Here is a 15950-nt window from a genome sequence, read left to right as displayed (position 1 = left end):
GCCCATGACCGATCAAATCAATCAAGGCGCAGTGGCTGCGGTGCAGTTCTACCAAGCTGTCGCCGCCGCTTGGTGGCAACAGGCCGGTGTCGTTGCCCCCCTGGTGTGCAACGTCGACCCTGCCAGTGGTGAGTTTCTCGGAGCCTGCGCGGCCGATCCCAGCCCGCTCGAACCCGGAATCTGGCTGATACCGGCCCATAGCTATTCCATACAACCGCCTGAGTTGAAGGCCGGTTTCGCCGCCATCGTCACGCAAGACGGCAAGCACTGGGACCAAGTGGTCGATCATCGAGGCGTAACGGTGTATCGCACCGCCGACGGTGAGGCGCAGGCCTGGTCCAGGCTGGGCGAGCTGCCTGAAGACTTCACGCTGCAAGCACCGACCTCGGACTTCGACATCTGGAACGGCAGTGCCTGGGTTATCGACCACGTGGCCAGAGGCAAGGCGCTACGCCAATCGGGCGCCCACAAGCAGGCACTGTTGGTCCGATATGCCACGCTGCGCATTTCCACCTTGCAGGACGCCGTTGCGCTGGAAATGGCAACAGATGCCGAAGCAACGGCGTTGACAGCCTGGAAACGCTACCGGATCGAACTGAACCGGTTGGACCTCTCGGACACAGCGCCAACTGCCGAAAGTTGGCCGTCCTGCCCTGACGAGACGGCGGCTGCCGACTGGCTGATCAGCCAAGGCTTCGAAGAAGTCGCCTAAATCTGAGCGCCCGCAGCGCCGGGTGTTTTCCTACACCGATCCACCCCTTCCAGGCCCTGCACGCGCAGGGCCTTTTCACACCTGAACCTGGAGCAAACCTACATGAGTGGATTCTTCCACGGCGTCACCGTGACCAATGTCGACACGGGTGCCCGCAACATCGCGTTGCCTTCGTCCTCGATCATCGGCCTGATCGATACCTTCACCGAAGGCCCGGGCGTCACCGCAAAGGCCAATGATCTGATGCTCATCACCAGCGAGCGCGAAGCAGTGGCTGCGTTCGGTGGCAATGCCGCCATCACCAAGGCCTGCCGCGCCGTCTTCGCTCGCGCCAAGGCGGTTATCGTCGCCTGTGGCGTGGCCAAGCTGGATGACACCGCCGAACAGATCTCGGCGATCATCGGTACCGTCGGTATCAACGGCAAGCGTACCGGCCTGCAAGCGTTGCTCGATGGCAAGAGCCGATTCAACGCTCAGCCGCGCTTGCTGATAGTACCGGGCTACAGCTCGGTCGACACCATCGCCACAGCCCTGGTGACCCTGGCCGACAAACTGCGTGGGATCGCCATCCTGGATGGTCCCAACACCACCGAAGAGCAAGTGCTTGCCTACGCCAAGCAGTTTGGCGCCAAGCGGGCCTTCATGGTCGACCCCGGCGTGCGCTATTGGGACAACGAGGCCCAGGCCACCGTCGATGCACCGGCGTCGGCCTGGGTCGCCGGCCTGTTCGCCTACACCGACCGTGAGTACGGCTTCTGGGCCTCGCCGTCGAACAAGGAGTTAGTCGGCATCACCGGCACCACCCGCGCCGTGGAGTTCCTCGATGGCGACGACACCTGCCGCGCCAACCTGCTGAACAACGCCAACATCGCCACCATCATCCGCGACGACGGCTTCCGCCTGTGGGGCAACCGCACCCTGTCGAGCGACCCGAAATGGGCCTTCGTCACCCGCGTGCGCACCATGGACATCGTCATGGACGCGATCCTCTACGGCCACAAGTGGGCGGTCGACCGTTCCATCACCGCCACCTACGTCAAGGACGTCACCGAGGGCCTGCAGGCCTTCATGCGCGATCTGAAGAACCAGGGCGCGATCATCAACTTCGAGGTCTTCGCCGATCCGGAGCTGAACACCGCCAGCCAGCTGGAGCAGGGCAAGGTGTACTGGAACATCCGCTTCACCGATGTGCCGCCTGCCGAAAACCCCAATTTCCGCGTCGAAGTCACCAACCAGTGGCTGACCGAAGTCCTCGATTCCGCCGCTTAAGGAGCGCACCTACATGGCAATGATTCCCGAAACACTGGCCAACCTGAACCTGTTCGTCGATGGCGTCAGCTTCCAGGGCGACGTGCCCAGCCTGACCCTGCCCAAGCTCACCCTGAAGATGGAAGAGCACCGCCCCGGCGGCATGGACATGCCGGTCGAGATGGACCAGGGCATGGAGAAGCAAGAAGCCGCCTTCACCACCACCGGCGTGCGCCGCGAGTCGCTGAAGTTCTTCGGCCTGGCCGACGGCACCGCCTTCAACGGCACCTTCCGCGGTGCCTTCAAGGGCCTCAAGGGCAAGATCAACCCGGTCATCGTCACCCTGCGCGGTTCGCTGAAAGAGATTGACATGGGCGACTGGAAGTCCGGCGACAAGGCTGAAATCAAGCACAGCGTCGCCGTTACCTACTACAAGCTCGAAGTCGATGGCCGCCTGGTCTACGAAATCGACGCCCTGGGCATGAAGCGGGTGATCGACGGTGTCGACCAGCTGGCCGCCCAGCGCGCCGCCCTGGGTCTTTAAGGAGAACGCTCGATGGCTCAAGCGAAGAAACTGCCGCAATGGCTGACCGTCAACGCCGAGCGCGTGACCGTGCGCCTGTCGCGCCCCAGCGAAACCAATGGCGTGCAGGTCGATAGCCTGTCTCTACGCGCGCCGACCGTGCGAGACATCCGCAACGCACAGGCTGGTGGCGTGGCTGACGACGAGCAGCGCGAACTGAACTTGTTCGCTTCACTCGCCGAGGTTGGCGTCAAGGACCTCGAGGGCCTGGCCCTGAAGGATTACAGCCGCCTGCAGACGGGCTACTTTCGCCTGGTGCAGGACGACGAGGTTTGACCCTGCGCGGCAGAAGGCCGCCGCCAGGCGGCTGGCCAAGGAGCTGAACTTTTCTGCCAGTGAGATCATGACCATGTCGTTCAGCGACATGGTCTGGTGGCTGGCGGATTGAAAGGGGAGACACGGATGGCGAACAGATCAACGACAGCGCTTGGCGCAGTCGGTGTAACCGTCCCGGAACATGCGGGGTCGTTGGAAGGGCTACCTGGCCGCACGGTACCCATGAGAGAGCTGGGAAGGACTCAGCGGCTTGCCGAAGTCGGCGGCGGGGGAAGCACTGCCCCGCCCCCGCAAGGGGCGATGGCGCTACAGGGCGAGGATACGCAGGCCGAGTCCTTGAAAGTACAGCAACAGCAGGTCGGGCTGCTTCAGCAGCACAAGGCACTTCTGGAGCGCTCCCAGGGCGCCCGGTCGACCCAGCCGGGGCCTGAGTTACTGCCCCTGGTCGGCCAGGCGGCGCGCGATGTCGCCTCGTCGCTCCTGATCGCGGGCGGTGGTTACCTGGCGGCGAAGGGAGTCGCACAGGCTCAGGCGGCGATTGGCAAGGCTCGAAATGGGCTGGTCGGCTCGACTGACAGCAATGGACAACCTGGCGCCGCCCAGGGCAGCGCATCTGTCCGTCCGGGTACCCTGTACCTGCCAGCCTTGGTCATTGGCAGTACCGATGGTGCGCCAGGCAGCGAGGATTACCCGCTTGGCGCGGACGCGATGCCGGCCCCGCTGCCGCGGAGTGATGGACCAGGGCGTTGGGCGCAGGCGCTACAGGCCGGGAAGTCGGCTACCGGCATGGCTGGGCTGGATGCGTTGACGAAGTTGGTGTTTACGGCGACCACGGCTTCCACTCCGGAGCAGAGGGGGGAGGGGGAGGGTGCCGCCGCCGGTGGTTTCCTGGGGGCCGTGTCAGGGGCCATATTGGGCGCGGGCCTCAAGCTGGGCGCCCCTACGGCCTCGATGATGCTCGGCTTTGCCGGCGACAAGGTTGGCGGTGTGGTGGGCAAGGAGCTGATGGCCAGGCCCGACAGCGCAGCGCACAGTGCTTCCGTGGCGGGCGTAGGCAACGGGCAGTCGACGCCGTCAGCAGACGCTGCGCCGCCATCGGCGTCGAGTACATCGTGGGGCACCTTGGCCAGCGCCCTGGGGATAGGCGTGGGGGCTGCAGCCTACAAGCATCGTGGCCGTTTACGCCGTCCCGGACGTGGGGTTGGTCTGGACGAACCTTATCCGCTAGGGGCGGATGCCGGACCGTCACCTTCCGGTATCAATCCACCACCTGGGCGTTGGGCCAGGCTGACGGGAGCTTTCAAGGCGGCTGGCAAGCTGCCTTGGCTGGAGGCCGGGGTAAAGGGGGCATACACCTATGCCACGGCCAAGACGCCCGAGGAGAAGGGGGCGGGTTATGGTGGTGCGATTGGCGGAGCGGTGGGTACGGTGCTGGGGGGGATGCTTCTCAGTGGCGTTGTCGGTCCGCCAGTTGCGATGCTGATCGGCAACATGGTTGGCGACAAGATCGGTGGTGTGATCGGGGGATGGGCTGGAAAGACATTCTTTAGCGCCTCTGACGAACTTCGCAAGAGTCCCCGGCAAGCAATTTCCCTGGGCGATCCGCGGCAGATCACCCTCGCTCCGAAGGGCGAGGTGCTCGATGGGCAGGTCGGCACACGGATTGCCAGACAATTACTGGCGCCATCGCAGGTGGCGCATTCCAAGCCTCGGGCGGCAGTCGATGCGCGCCCCGCTGGTGGTGTCGAGGTGCCGCTGGCGATAGGGCCTGGAGTGCTGATTGGTGCACCTGTGGGCAAGTATTTCTCCGAGCGCGCCGCCGAGTTCAAACCTCAGGAAACCAGCGTACCTGCTGGGCCGCTGGCGCTGCCCGATGCAGGGCCGCGCCCGGTGCATAGCCAAGGCTTGGCCACGCAGCCCGTCAGCCAGCAGCTCACGTTCACCGCGAACATGCCTATCACCGTGCAGGGCAGCGTGGACGCACCCAACCAGCTCACCCAGCAACTCGAAGAGGCGGTCCGACGTGTCATGCAGGACCTGCAAAGGCAGGCCTACAACGCACAGCTGGCCGATCATCCCAATCCATTCTGACAGGAGGATCCATGACCTATATGGAGCAGCTGCAAGCCACGCTGCACGCCCTGGTCAAGGCAGGAGAAGCAGGGCGTCGGCATGCCGGCGCCATGCTTGATCCGATGAACGACGCGATCGGCCATGTACAGGGCGCGGTCGTCGTGCTGGAGGGGCTGCCAGTGGTTGGCCCGTTCATCGCCGCCAAACTCCAGCGCACGATGCGCGCGATCACGAATGCCCAGTCTCGGGTTGCCAAGGTAGCGGCCAGGTATGAGCAGACGCTGGCCGTGGTACGCCAGGTACGTGATCGCATCGATACCTTCGCCGGGCATATCGCCAAGGCCGGCACCGCCATAAAGCGGTTGGTAAAGGAGTTACCCTCGGCCGTCAACGGCATGCTGTCGACACTGGGCTTCGCGCCTGAGGCGACGCCGGCTGCCGAAGCTATAAAGCCGTTCCCGCACCTGCTGGTGCTGCAACCGCTCAAGGCGGGCGCGGCGCCTTACTACTTCAACCTCGACACCGCCGCCTTCGACCAGTTGCGCCGGCAGACTCGTTTCCGTTGGGCCGGCCAGGAGCGGCTGAGCCGCGACACCGCGCAGCAGGCGGTGAGCCTGGGTGAAGAGACCATCAGCATTCGAGGGGCGATCTTCCCCGGTTTCAAGGGTGGCCTTGGCCAGTTGCAGACACTGCGCAGCATTGGCCGCCAGTTGCTGCCACTGTCGTTGACCACTGGCTACGGCGAGGTGCTCGGTACCTGGTGCCTGACCAGCATCGAGGAAGAGCAGAGTGTCCTGCTGGCTGGCGGCATTCCGCGCAAACAAGGATTTTCACTGGAGTTCGTGAGCTATGGCCAAGACCTGCACAACGTCTGAGGGCGACCTGCTCGATACTCTCTGCCAGCACTATTACGGCCATCTTTCCGGCACGGTCGAGGCCGTGCTGGATGCCAACCAGGGGCTGGCGGACGAGGCGCAGCCGTTTCGCGCCGGGGTGAGGATCCTGTTGCCGGAACTGCCGATGACGACGAGCGAAACCTTGCAACTGTGGGACTGACATCGGAGCCTCAATCGTGCAACCCCAATTCCGTATCACCGCCGACGGCAATGACATCACCAACCTGATCAACGACCGTCTGCTGCTGCTGCGCACCACTGATAAACCTGGCCTCGAGTCGGACGAATTCGAACTGCGCATCGATGCCCGTGACGGCAACGTGGCGCTGCCGGCCAGGGGCGCGCTGCTGGAGGTGCACCTGGGCTACGCCGGCCAGCCTTTGAGCCGCCTGGGTCGCTACACCGTCGATGAGGTCGAGCTGTCGGGCCCGCCAGACACCCTGGTGATCCGCGGCAAGGCCAGCGACCTGCGTGGCAGCGGCAAGACCATCCGCAGCGGCAGTTGGGAGAATACGACGCTGCAGGGCATCGTCGCCGAGATCGGTGCCCGCAACGGTTGGCAGGCGGTGTGCCCGGTGGCCGTGCAGGTGCCGCGGATCGACCAGTACAGCGAGTCGGACTTCAACTTTGTCACCCGCCTGGCGCGCCTGCACGACTGCACCGCCAAGCTCGCCAATGGGCAGCTGCTGGTGCTGCCGCGCCAGGGTGGACATAGCGCCAGCGGCAAGCCGCTGGACGTGGTGGGCATTACACGCAACCAGGTCAGCCAGTGGCAGTTCCGCCTGGCCGACAAGAGCACCCACAAGGCCGTCAGGACCCGCCACCAGGACAGCGCCAGCGGGCGCCTGCAGGCGGTGGAGCTGGTCAATGGCGATGCCCCCGACGGCCTGCAGCCGGTCTACACCGACCGTCACCTGTACCCCAACCGGGCGGCGGCGGAACAGGCCGCCCGTGCCCGCCTGGCCAGCTTCAACCGCGACACTGCCAGCGTGCGCCTCGACATGCCTGGGCGCACCGACCTGTTCGCCGAGCGCGCCATCGATGTCCAAGGCTTCCTCGCCGGGCTCGATGGCCTTTACCTGATCGAGTCGGTCGAGCAGGTGTTCACCAGCAGTGGCTGGCGCACCACCGTGCAATGCAATGGTGGGCGCCAGGGCAAGGCCAGGGCCAAGGGCTCCGCGCCCAGGCGGGTGGGGACGCTCAATGCCTGAGGCGTGGTGGAGACGGTTTCCCGGTGCCTGCGGGCAAACGCGCTTCCTATAGTCGCTTCTTGCTACTCAATCGCGCTTCAGGATCACCGTCATATGTTCATCGACCTTCGCTGTGGCCAGTGCCGCAAGCTGCTGGCCCGCATCACCCCGGTTTCCGAGCTCCAGATCAAGTGCGGCCGCTGCCGTACCTTGAATCATGTGAAAGCCGCGCGCTTCGAGCCATCGCCCATGAGCGAGCCACTGGCGGCATTGGCTGCCGTTCGATCCGATCGCAATGGAGAATGCGCCGATGCCGCTCACTGAACAGCAACTCAAGCAGATCTACCCACTTGCCGGCGCGCGCGTCGCCACTTTCTTGCCGGCGCTGAACACGGCCATGGCCAACTGGGAGATCGACCACCCTAAGCGCATTGCCGCGTTCCTGGCCCAGGTCGGCCATGAGTCCGGCCAATTGCGCTATGTGAAAGAGCTGGGCAACGACAAGTACCTGGCCCGCTACGACACCGGCATCCTGGCCCTGCGCCTGGGCAATACGCCCGAAGCTGACGGCGATGGCCAGCGCTACTGTGGCCGTGGCCTGATCCAGGTGACCGGGCGTAACAACTACCAGGCCTGTAGCCGTGCGTTGTTCGGTGACGAGCGCCTACTGGCGCAACCGCAGATGCTCGAGCAGCCGCGCTGGGCCTGCGAATCGGCGGCCTGGTTCTGGCACTCGCGTGGGCTCAACGCCCTGGCCGACCAGGGTGAGTTCAACCGCATCACCCGGCATATCAATGGCGGCCTGAACGGTTTGTCCGAACGCCTCGAACTGTGGGCGCGGGCGCGGGAGGTGTTGTGCTGAGCCGCCTGCAACTGGCGGTGTGCATCGGGCTGATGGTGTTGTCTGCTGCCGTGGCCTGGCAGGCGCAGGGCTGGCGCCTTGGTCGCCAGCTGGCCACACAGGAACAAGCTCTGGTGCAGCAGCGCCTGGACCAGGCCGAGGCGCTGCACGGCATGCTGCTGGCCGAGCGCGAGCAGCGCCAGGGCCTCGAACAACGCCTGCACGACAATGAAGCGAAACATTTCCAGGAGTTGACCGATGCCCAGCACGCTCAGGCTCGCCTGCGTGACCGCCTTGCTACTGCCGATCTGCGCCTGTCGGTCCTGGTCGAGCGCGACACCACCTGTGCCCCAGTGCCTGCCGCCACCGGCGCCGGCGGCGTGGATCATGGCCCCGTACGCGCCCGACTTGACCCGGCGCATGCTCGACGAATTGTCGCCATCACCGACGAGGGCGACCGTGGACTGATCGCCTTGCGGGCGTGTCAGGCGTATATCCGTGCACTGGCCCCCTGAGCGCTTGCCAGAAGGGGCGGGAGTGGTAGGGTAGGGCGCAGTCTTGCCAGGAGCCCACCATGGACCCGATCACTGTTCTCTCCACCCGCCTGGGTGAACACCTGCGGCGCTTCAATGCCCAGGTGACCACCGCCGAGTCCTGCACCGGTGGCGGCATCGCCGAGGCCATCACCCGTATCCCCGGCAGTTCGGCCTGGTTCGAGGCCGGCTACGTCACCTACTCGAATGCCCAGAAAACCCGCCAGCTAGATGTACCCGAAGCGTTGTTCGCCGAGGTGGGCGCGGTCAGCCAGGAGGTGGTCGAGGCCATGGTACGCGGCGCCCGGGCTGCCAGCGGCGCGCGCTTTGCGGTCGCGGTCAGCGGCGTGGCCGGCCCCGACGGCGGTTCAGCGGCCAAGCCGGTGGGCACGGTGTGGCTGGCCTGGGCCGACGGCGACCACGTGAGCAGCGAGCGGCGCCACTTCGACGGTGACCGCGAAGCGGTGCGGCGACAGACGGTGATCGCCGCGTTAGACGGCTTGTTACAGCTTGGCGCGGAGTAATTCGCCCGACGGGGGTTTGCGGAAACGAATCCCTGTGGAATAATACTGGCTACTTATACAGTTATTCCGGCCGTCAGGGCCACGTCGAACACGTGAGGATTTCAATGGACGACAACAAGAAGCGCGCCTTGGCTGCGGCCCTGGGTCAGATCGAACGCCAATTCGGCAAAGGCGCGGTCATGCGCATGGGCGACCACGAGCGCCAAGCGATCCCCGCCATCTCCACCGGTTCCCTGGGCCTGGACATCGCCCTGGGCATTGGTGGCCTGCCGAAAGGCCGTATCGTCGAGATCTACGGCCCGGAGTCTTCGGGTAAAACCACGCTGACCCTGTCGGTCATCGCCGAAGCCCAGAAGAACGGCGCCACCTGCGCCTTCGTCGACGCCGAGCACGCCCTGGATCCTGAGTACGCCGGCAAGCTGGGTGTCAACGTCGACGACCTGTTGGTCTCGCAGCCGGACACCGGCGAGCAGGCCCTGGAAATCACCGACATGCTGGTGCGCTCCAACGCCGTCGACGTGATCATCGTCGACTCCGTGGCCGCGCTGGTGCCCAAGGCCGAGATCGAAGGCGAGATGGGCGACATGCACGTCGGCCTGCAGGCCCGCCTGATGTCCCAGGCGCTGCGCAAGATCACCGGTAACATCAAGAACGCCAACTGCCTGGTCATCTTCATCAACCAGATCCGTATGAAGATCGGCGTGATGTTCGGTAGCCCGGAAACCACCACCGGCGGTAACGCCCTGAAGTTCTACGCCTCCGTGCGCCTGGACATTCGCCGTACCGGCGCGGTCAAGGAAGGTGATGAGGTGGTTGGTAGCGAAACCCGCGTCAAGATCGTCAAGAACAAGGTCTCGCCGCCGTTCCGCCAGGCCGAGTTCCAGATTCTCTACGGCAAGGGTATTTACCGCAACGGCGAAATCATCGACCTGGGTGTTTCCCAGGGCTTGGTTGAAAAATCCGGTGCCTGGTACAGCTACCAGGGAAACAAGATCGGTCAGGGCAAGGCCAACGCCGCCAAGTACCTGCAAGAGAACCCGGCCATTGGTAGCGAGATCGAGAAGCAGATTCGCGACAAGCTGCTGACCGCCGGTGCCGCCGCCGCTGCAGCAGCGGCCGCCAAGGCCGGTGCTGCCGAAGCCGATGCCGATGATCTGGCTGACGCCGACGCCGGTTATTGATCTGCCTCCATGTCTGTCGTACTCGACACCCCCGTCGCCGTTCGGCGGACAGCCATGGACCTGCTCGCACGCCGCGAGCATGGTCGCGTGGAGCTGACCCGCAAGTTGCGTCAACGCGGTGCTACCGATGAGTTGATCGAGCCTGCGCTCGATCGGCTTGCCGAGGAGGGGCTCCTCAGCGAGGCCCGCTACCTTGAAAGCTTCATACGCTATCGTTCCGGCTCAGGCTATGGCCCTGGGCGTATCCGTGAGGAGCTTGGTCAGCGAGGTCTGGACCGTGGCGATATCGACCAGGCACTGCGTGACAGCGAAGTGGACTGGGCGTTGCGGTTGAAAGAGGTGTGGCAGCGCAAGTTCTCGGGGCAACTTCCCCATGAACCACGCAGCCGCGCACAGCAAACGCGCTTTCTTGCCTACCGTGGGTTTTCCATGGAAATGATCGGCCGGCTGCTTAGCGGGCGCGATCTTGACGATTATTGAAGCGTGACCAGCATTGATGGCCCACATGGCTGACCCCGACCGGGGCCAGCCATGTGGGCCATTTTGCGTTCAGTTCACTCGCAAGGCCTCACGCGCTCGTTGGGTGGTGTGCATTGGCTGGGGTTTGGCCCAGTTCTCCGACAGGTTGATGAAGTCCACCAGTTCGCGCAGGCGACCCTGGTCACGGCCGTTGAAGGCGAAGGTCAGGCGTGTCAGGTGGCTGAAGTTGCCTTCTTCATGCTCCGCGCCACTGTCAGGCTGCTGGTGATACCTGCCGCTCAGGCGCAGGTCGGCAAAACCTTCCTCCACGTCATGCAGCGCGGCCTCGCTCAAGGGGTGATGCATGCGGATGACGAACTGGTTCTTCAACCATCGGCTGGAGTGGTAATTGCTGTAGAACTGGTTGATTTCCTCCACCGCCTCGTCGGCACTGTGCACCAGGCGCACCAGTTTGAGGTCGCTGGGCAGGATGTAGCGGTTTTCTTCCAGCTGGCGGCTGATGAAGGCCAGGGCGTCCTGCCAGAAACTACCGCCGGGCGAGTCGAGCAGCACCACCGGAACCAGCGGGCTCTTGCCGGTCTGGATCAGGGTCAGCACTTCCAGCGCCTCATCAAGGGTGCCGAAGCCTCCCGGGCAGAGCACCAGCGCATCGGCCTCCTTGACGAAGAACAGCTTGCGAATGAAGAAGAAATGGAACGGCAGCAGCTTGTCGGTGCCATTGACGGTGGCATTGGCATGTTGCTCGAAGGGCAAGGTGATGTTGAAACCCAGGCTGTGATCGCTGCCGGCGCCTTCGTGGGCGGCGGCCATGATGCCGCCTCCGGCGCCGGTGATCACCATCAGGTCGGAACGTGCCAGCGTTGCGCCGAGCTCCCGAGCCAGCGCATACATGGGGTGCTCCAACGGCGTTCGTGCCGAGCCGAACACGGTAACTTTGCGTCGCCCCTTGTAATGCTCGAGAGTGCGGAACGAATGGTCGAGTTCACGCAGGGCCTGCAGGGTGATCTTGGCGTTCCAGCGGTTGCGGTCGTCGTGGGCCATGCGCAGCACGGTCAGCAGCATGTCGCGGTACAGCGGCAGGTTGGGGCTGTTCGGGGCAACCAGTTGCAGTTGCTCGTCGATTTTGCTCAGGTCGATGCCGTGGTCCCTGAAATGGTTGAACAGCAGCTCGTTCGATTGGTAAGGCATTCAACGTCTCCTTCTGCAGCAAAACCTCTGACCGGGTCGATGGCAGGTCCCGGCCGCGACACTGCGTGTGTCGCTGGCTGCTGTGGCTCGAGTGTGCCCCCCGAGCGTTGCAGTAGGCCTTCAAGGCCATTGTTGCAGTGGCAGTTCCATCGCGTTGTCGTTGTTATGGGTACTCGTTATCAATCTAGACGCTGGGGCGCACTCGTGCCGCCACAGGCGTGCAATACCGCCTGTCAGACTGGATCCGATGATGGCAGCGCTTTGGTTAACTGGAGGCGGAAGAGTGATGCAGCGAGGTGGCGGTATGCACCGGCTGGTGATCGAGGTGGACGGGCAACTGTTGCAGTTGCTCGAGCGCGAGGCGAAGGTTCATCACCTGAGCCTGGAGGGGGAGTGCTTGCGTCGGCTGCAGGGGGGCGAGGGGCACTCGCCTTACCTGCTGGCACTGTTGGCGGAGTTGCGCGCCGATGATGAGCAGCGGCGCGCCAGAGGCAGCGATCAGGGTGCCTGAATCACTTTTTCTTGTTGCCAGCTGCGCAGCTGGCAGCGTCGAACGCCTGGTCCATGACCGGTTGGTTGGTCTTGTACACGGTGAAACGGTAGACCATCACGGCGCCCTTGGACATCAACTGGCGGTAACCATTGTTACGGCACACGCTGTCACCCAGCTGGCTGCGCACCTGCGCTGGGTTGGCCTGCATTCTCTGCGCATGCTCCTGGCGCACGCTCAGGTGATTGACCAGCGCCTTGCCTTCGACGGTATAACCCTGATCGAGGATGTCTTCGTTGATGGCCCGCGGGGTACCGATGCTGCTTTCCTTGGCGACCTTCTGCAGCATCTGGGTCAGCTCGTATTCCTGCTTGGAAGCAGCCTGGGCGGCCAGGGGCAGGGCGAGCAACAGGCTCAGGGTCGGGACGATAAGACGCAGCATGAATCTCTCCTGGTTCGATGACTGGCGCTTTGACCTGCGCCGGCGGGCGGCGTTCCATGAAACTGCTGGGGTTCCCCGGCCGCCTGAGCCGCTGATTATAAAGGAGCGGCCGTAGGGGCTGCACGGCAAATGACGTACGCTCTGGTAGACTCGCATTTTGTTTTTACCGAGTCGTCGTCGTGCCCATTCCATCTTCCTGCCAAGGCCTGCAGCCATGAGCCACGCGGTAGCGCGGCTGCGCGCCGAGCGCCTGGCGCGCAGCATCAAACCCTTTGTCGCCCGCGGCTCGCGAGCCGAGCGCTGCCCGGATTGCCGGGTGATCGCCACGCACTGCCTGTGCGCGTGGAAACCGCGGGTGCCGGCAGACGCCGGCATGTGCCTGCTGATGCATGACACCGAGCCACTGAAGCCGACCAACACGGGTTGGCTGATTGCCGACGTGATCGAGGACACTTCAGCCTTCGGCTGGCTGCGTACTTCGGTGGACGAAGGCCTGCTGGCGTTGCTGGACGATCCGCGCTGGCAGCCTTACATCGTCTTCCCCGGCGAGTTCGTCAAAGAGGACCGTGTGGTCAGCGAGGTGGTGCGTGAACCGGGCAAGCGCCCGCTGTTCATCCTGCTCGACGCCACCTGGACCGAGGCGCGCAAGATGTTCCGCAAGAGCCCCTACCTCGACCGTTTCCCGGTGTTGAGCCTGCAGGCCGAGCAGATGTCGCGCTACCGCCTGCGCCGCTCCAAGCGTGACGATCACTTCTGTACCGCCGAAGTCGCCGCCATGTGTCTTGAGCTGGCCGGCGACAGCCAGGCCTCACAGGCCCTGGATGCCTACCTGGATGTGTTCAGCCTGCACTACCTCAGCGGCAAGCGGCGCCTGGCGCTGGATGAGCAGGACGAGGTTCACCAGCGTTTGCATACCTTCCTATAGTCCAAGGGGCAGGCGCGGCGGATTGGTACATACTGTCGGGGCTGGCAGCCAGGGTAGGCGGGGACGACCGGGCAATTGGCTTGACCACCCGGGGCGTGCTCGGCATCCTTGGCGCCGCTTCGGGCACGACGAAGCTGCTGTTACCCCGGACTTCGCCGTGCCATCCCGGCCGGCGGCCCTGCCGTTCGCGCCATGAGTTGCCCGCCAGGCGTCTCCCGTACCCCCTGCGCCTGGTACAGAACAGGATCCCTAGATCGATGGCCACATACGAAATCCTGATTGCCGATGACCACCCGCTGTTTCGCAGCGCACTGCGCCAGGCCGTTACCCTCGGCCTGGGCCCGGATGTGCGCTTGGTCGAGGTGGCGAGCATCGCCGAACTGGAAACCAGCCTGACTGAAAAAGCCGACTGGGACTTGGTCCTGCTGGACTTGAACATGCCCGGTGCCTATGGTTTCTCCGGGCTGGTGCTGCTGCGTGGCCAATACCCGCAGATCCCGGTGGTGATGGTTTCGGCGCAGGAAGAGGCGGCGGTCGTGGTAAAGTCCCGCGAATTCGGCGCCAGCGGTTTCATCCCCAAGTCCAGCGAGCTGAGCAAGATCCAGGAAGCCGTGCGCAATGTGCTCGACGGCGATGTCTGGTGGCCGCCGCAGGCGTTCGAGAAGGTCGATGTGTCTGCCGAGGCCAAAGCCGCCAGCGAAGGTCTGGCCAGCCTCACCCCGCAGCAGTTCCGCGTGCTGACCATGGTCTGTGAAGGCTTGCTGAACAAGCAGATTGCCTATGAGCTGAGTGTGTCGGAGGCGACCATCAAGGCCCACGTCACGGCGATCTTCCGCAAGCTCGGCGTGCGCACCCGGACCCAGGCCGCGCTGTTGTTGCAACAACTTGAATCGGTTTCGGCCAGCTAAATCCCTGCGCCTTCACGCTTTTTTGACTGCGGTTGAACTAGCCTGCTGGCCTTTTTTCGGTGAAGTGACTGACACACATGTCGCCATTCAAGGGCCAGACCGGCCTCAAACGTATCTTCAATGCCGCCGGCTACTCGCTGGACGGCCTGCGCGCCGCGTTCAAGGGTGAAGCCGCGTTCCGCCAGCTGGTTCTGGTCAACGTGTTGTTGATCCCCACAGCCTTTTGGCTGCCGGTGAGCCGTGCCGAACGGGCGATCCTGATCGCTGTATGCTTGCTGGGGCTGATCGTCGAGTTGCTCAATTCGGCGGTTGAGGCGGCCATTGACCGCATCTCTCTTGACCGTCATCCGCTGTCCAAGAACGCCAAGGACATGGGCAGCGCCGCTCAACTGGTGGCCATGAGCATGGTCGCGCTGGTCTGGGGCGTGATCCTGCTCGGCTGACGCTCAGGCGATCGGCGGCAGCACGATCTCGTCGCTGCGCTGCACGCCAGCGGTGAAACTGCGGCATAGCTCGAGGAACTCGCGCATGGCCGAGGTCTGGTACTTCTGCTTGTGCCAGATGAAATAAAACTGCCGCGACAGGTCCAGCGCCGGCGTCTCCACCGGCACCAGACTGCCGCGGCGGAAGGCGTCGCGCAGCGCCAGGCGCGAGATACAGCCGATACCGAGGCCCGACTCCACCGCCCGCTTGATTGCTTCGGTGTGTTCCAGTTCCAGGCGGATGTTCAGGTTGGCTCGATGATGGCGCATGGCCTGGTCGAAGGTCAGGCGCGTGCCTGAGCCCTGTTCGCGCAGGATCCAGGCTTCATGGGAGAGCTGCTCGATATCTGCATGACCGGCCTTGGCCAGCGGATGCTGCGGCGCGCAGAACACCACCAGCTCATCCTCTACCCAGGGCTGCACCTCCAGATCGGGGTGGTTGCAGTCGCCTTCGATTAGACCCAGGTCAATTTCGTAATGGGCAACCTGTTGCACGATATGCGCAGTGTTCTGTACGTGCAGCTTGACCTGGCTTTCCGGGTGCACCTGCATGAAGCTGCCGATCAGCAAGGTGGCCAGGTAGTTGCCAATGGTCAGGGTGGCGCCGACCGCCAGCGAGCCGAACCCCGACTTGCCGTTGAGCAGGTCTTCGATTTCCTTGGCCTGGTCGAGCAGGGCCACGGCCTGGGGCAACAGTTGATGGCCCAGGGCATTGAGGCTCAGGCGTTTACCGGCACGGTCGAACAACTGGCAGCTGGACTGGCGCTCCAGTTCGGTGATCGAGGTGCTCGCTGCCGATTGCGACAAGGCCAGTACGCCCGCAGCCCTGGACACACTCTGGTGCTGGGCGACGGCGACAAAGACCTGGAGCTGACGAAGTGTGAATCGCATATCTATATAACCGATAACACATATCTTGATAATTCAGTTAACAGATATTGTCGCTGCCCCTAAACTATCGCGCAACTGCGCGTCTTG

Annotated in this window: 21 protein-coding genes; 18 read left to right on the top strand and 3 right to left on the bottom strand. The window is 63.9% G+C overall.

Features of this window, described 5'->3' with window-relative positions; all coding sequences use genetic code 11:
- The first annotated feature begins 4 nt into the window (after positions 1-4).
- The 14 genes from BMY03_RS01915 to recX all read left to right on the top strand — a co-directional run bounded on the left by BMY03_RS01915 (position 5) and on the right by recX (position 10537).
- Complete coding sequence (locus tag BMY03_RS01915) at positions 5-712, top strand: tail fiber assembly protein (protein WP_094010108.1); 708 nt, start codon at positions 5-7, stop codon at positions 710-712.
- Positions 713-814: 102 nt separating this feature from the next.
- On the top strand, positions 815-1981 hold the full coding sequence (locus BMY03_RS01910) for a phage tail sheath subtilisin-like domain-containing protein (RefSeq protein ID WP_094010107.1): 1167 nt from the start codon (positions 815-817) through the stop codon (positions 1979-1981).
- 13 nt (positions 1982-1994) lie between these two features.
- Positions 1995-2504: a phage major tail tube protein gene (locus BMY03_RS01905; RefSeq protein WP_023628885.1), complete on the top strand. Its 510-nt coding sequence runs from the start codon at positions 1995-1997 to the stop codon at positions 2502-2504.
- Positions 2505-2516: 12 nt separating this feature from the next.
- Positions 2517-2819 carry a phage tail assembly protein gene (locus BMY03_RS01900; protein WP_094010106.1) on the top strand — a complete coding sequence of 101 codons (303 nt, stop codon included), beginning with the start codon at positions 2517-2519 and terminating at the stop codon, positions 2817-2819.
- Positions 2820-3155: 336 nt separating this feature from the next.
- Complete coding sequence (locus BMY03_RS01895; protein WP_143067512.1) at positions 3156-4910, top strand: hypothetical protein; 1755 nt, start codon at positions 3156-3158, stop codon at positions 4908-4910.
- An 11-nt stretch (positions 4911-4921) separates the two neighbouring features.
- Positions 4922-5767: a phage tail protein gene (locus BMY03_RS01890; protein ID WP_094010104.1), complete on the top strand. Its 846-nt coding sequence runs from the start codon at positions 4922-4924 to the stop codon at positions 5765-5767.
- Positions 5742-5948: a tail protein X gene (locus tag BMY03_RS01885; RefSeq protein WP_023628890.1), complete on the top strand. Its 207-nt coding sequence runs from the start codon at positions 5742-5744 to the stop codon at positions 5946-5948. Before BMY03_RS01890 ends, BMY03_RS01885 begins: the two co-directional genes overlap by 26 nt.
- A 16-nt stretch (positions 5949-5964) precedes the next feature.
- Positions 5965-6999: a phage late control D family protein gene (locus tag BMY03_RS01880; RefSeq protein ID WP_094010103.1), complete on the top strand. Its 1035-nt coding sequence runs from the start codon at positions 5965-5967 to the stop codon at positions 6997-6999.
- Between the two features lie 93 nt (positions 7000-7092).
- On the top strand, positions 7093-7302 hold the full coding sequence (locus BMY03_RS01875) for a Com family DNA-binding transcriptional regulator (protein ID WP_023632757.1): 210 nt from the start codon (positions 7093-7095) through the stop codon (positions 7300-7302).
- The gene (locus BMY03_RS01870; protein ID WP_094010102.1) at positions 7289-7840 is read left to right on the top strand and encodes a glycoside hydrolase family 19 protein; all 552 of its coding nucleotides are present in this window, start codon (positions 7289-7291) and stop codon (positions 7838-7840) included. The genes BMY03_RS01875 and BMY03_RS01870 overlap by 14 nt, the downstream gene beginning before the upstream one ends.
- Positions 7841-7872: 32 nt before the next feature.
- Complete coding sequence (locus BMY03_RS01865; protein WP_052062245.1) at positions 7873-8334, top strand: lysis system i-spanin subunit Rz; 462 nt, start codon at positions 7873-7875, stop codon at positions 8332-8334.
- Positions 8335-8393: 59 nt separating this feature from the next.
- Entirely contained in the window at positions 8394-8876 is a 483-nt protein-coding gene (locus tag BMY03_RS01860; RefSeq protein ID WP_038705579.1) for a CinA family protein, read from the top strand.
- A gap of 104 nt (positions 8877-8980) precedes the next feature.
- Entirely contained in the window at positions 8981-10057 is a 1077-nt protein-coding gene (recA, locus tag BMY03_RS01855; RefSeq protein ID WP_028690616.1) for a recombinase RecA, read from the top strand.
- 9 nt (positions 10058-10066) lie between these two features.
- Positions 10067-10537: a recombination regulator RecX gene (recX, locus tag BMY03_RS01850; RefSeq protein WP_094010101.1), complete on the top strand. Its 471-nt coding sequence runs from the start codon at positions 10067-10069 to the stop codon at positions 10535-10537.
- Positions 10538-10606: 69 nt separating this feature from the next.
- On the opposite strand, the gene BMY03_RS01845 is transcribed toward recX, so the two are convergent.
- The gene (locus BMY03_RS01845) at positions 10607-11725 is read right to left on the bottom strand and encodes an LOG family protein (protein ID WP_094010100.1); all 1119 of its coding nucleotides are present in this window, start codon (positions 11723-11725) and stop codon (positions 10607-10609) included.
- Between the two features lie 304 nt (positions 11726-12029).
- On the opposite strand from BMY03_RS01845, the gene BMY03_RS01840 reads away from it, so the two are divergent.
- The gene (locus BMY03_RS01840) at positions 12030-12236 is read left to right on the top strand and encodes a hypothetical protein (protein WP_031315330.1); all 207 of its coding nucleotides are present in this window, start codon (positions 12030-12032) and stop codon (positions 12234-12236) included.
- A 1-nt stretch (position 12237) separates the two neighbouring features.
- Here BMY03_RS01840 and BMY03_RS01835 read toward each other — a convergent pair whose 3' ends face one another.
- The gene (locus BMY03_RS01835) at positions 12238-12657 is read right to left on the bottom strand and encodes a quorum-sensing-regulated virulence factor family protein (RefSeq protein WP_023631047.1); all 420 of its coding nucleotides are present in this window, start codon (positions 12655-12657) and stop codon (positions 12238-12240) included.
- A gap of 214 nt (positions 12658-12871) precedes the next feature.
- On the opposite strand from BMY03_RS01835, the gene BMY03_RS01830 reads away from it, so the two are divergent.
- From BMY03_RS01830 to BMY03_RS01820, 3 genes are all read left to right on the top strand, one after another.
- A complete protein-coding gene (locus BMY03_RS01830) occupies positions 12872-13582 on the top strand; it encodes a tRNA-uridine aminocarboxypropyltransferase (RefSeq protein ID WP_094010099.1) in 711 nt (236 codons plus the stop codon).
- A 257-nt stretch (positions 13583-13839) separates the two neighbouring features.
- Positions 13840-14490, top strand: a complete 651-nt coding sequence (gene erdR / locus BMY03_RS01825; protein ID WP_023631045.1) for a response regulator transcription factor ErdR — start codon at positions 13840-13842, stop codon at positions 14488-14490.
- Positions 14491-14567: 77 nt separating this feature from the next.
- The gene (locus BMY03_RS01820; RefSeq protein WP_023631044.1) at positions 14568-14933 is read left to right on the top strand and encodes a diacylglycerol kinase; all 366 of its coding nucleotides are present in this window, start codon (positions 14568-14570) and stop codon (positions 14931-14933) included.
- A 3-nt stretch (positions 14934-14936) separates the two neighbouring features.
- On the opposite strand, the gene finR is transcribed toward BMY03_RS01820, so the two are convergent.
- Complete coding sequence (gene finR, locus BMY03_RS01815; protein ID WP_023631043.1) at positions 14937-15863, bottom strand: LysR family transcriptional regulator FinR; 927 nt, start codon at positions 15861-15863, stop codon at positions 14937-14939.
- Positions 15864-15950: the final 87 nt, after the last annotated feature.

It is taken from the genome of Pseudomonas soli, from assembly GCF_900110655.1.
Lineage (GTDB): Bacteria > Pseudomonadota > Gammaproteobacteria > Pseudomonadales > Pseudomonadaceae > Aquipseudomonas > Aquipseudomonas soli.
Note: the sequence above shows the minus strand (reverse complement) of the source record. Positions and strands in the feature narration are given on the sequence as shown.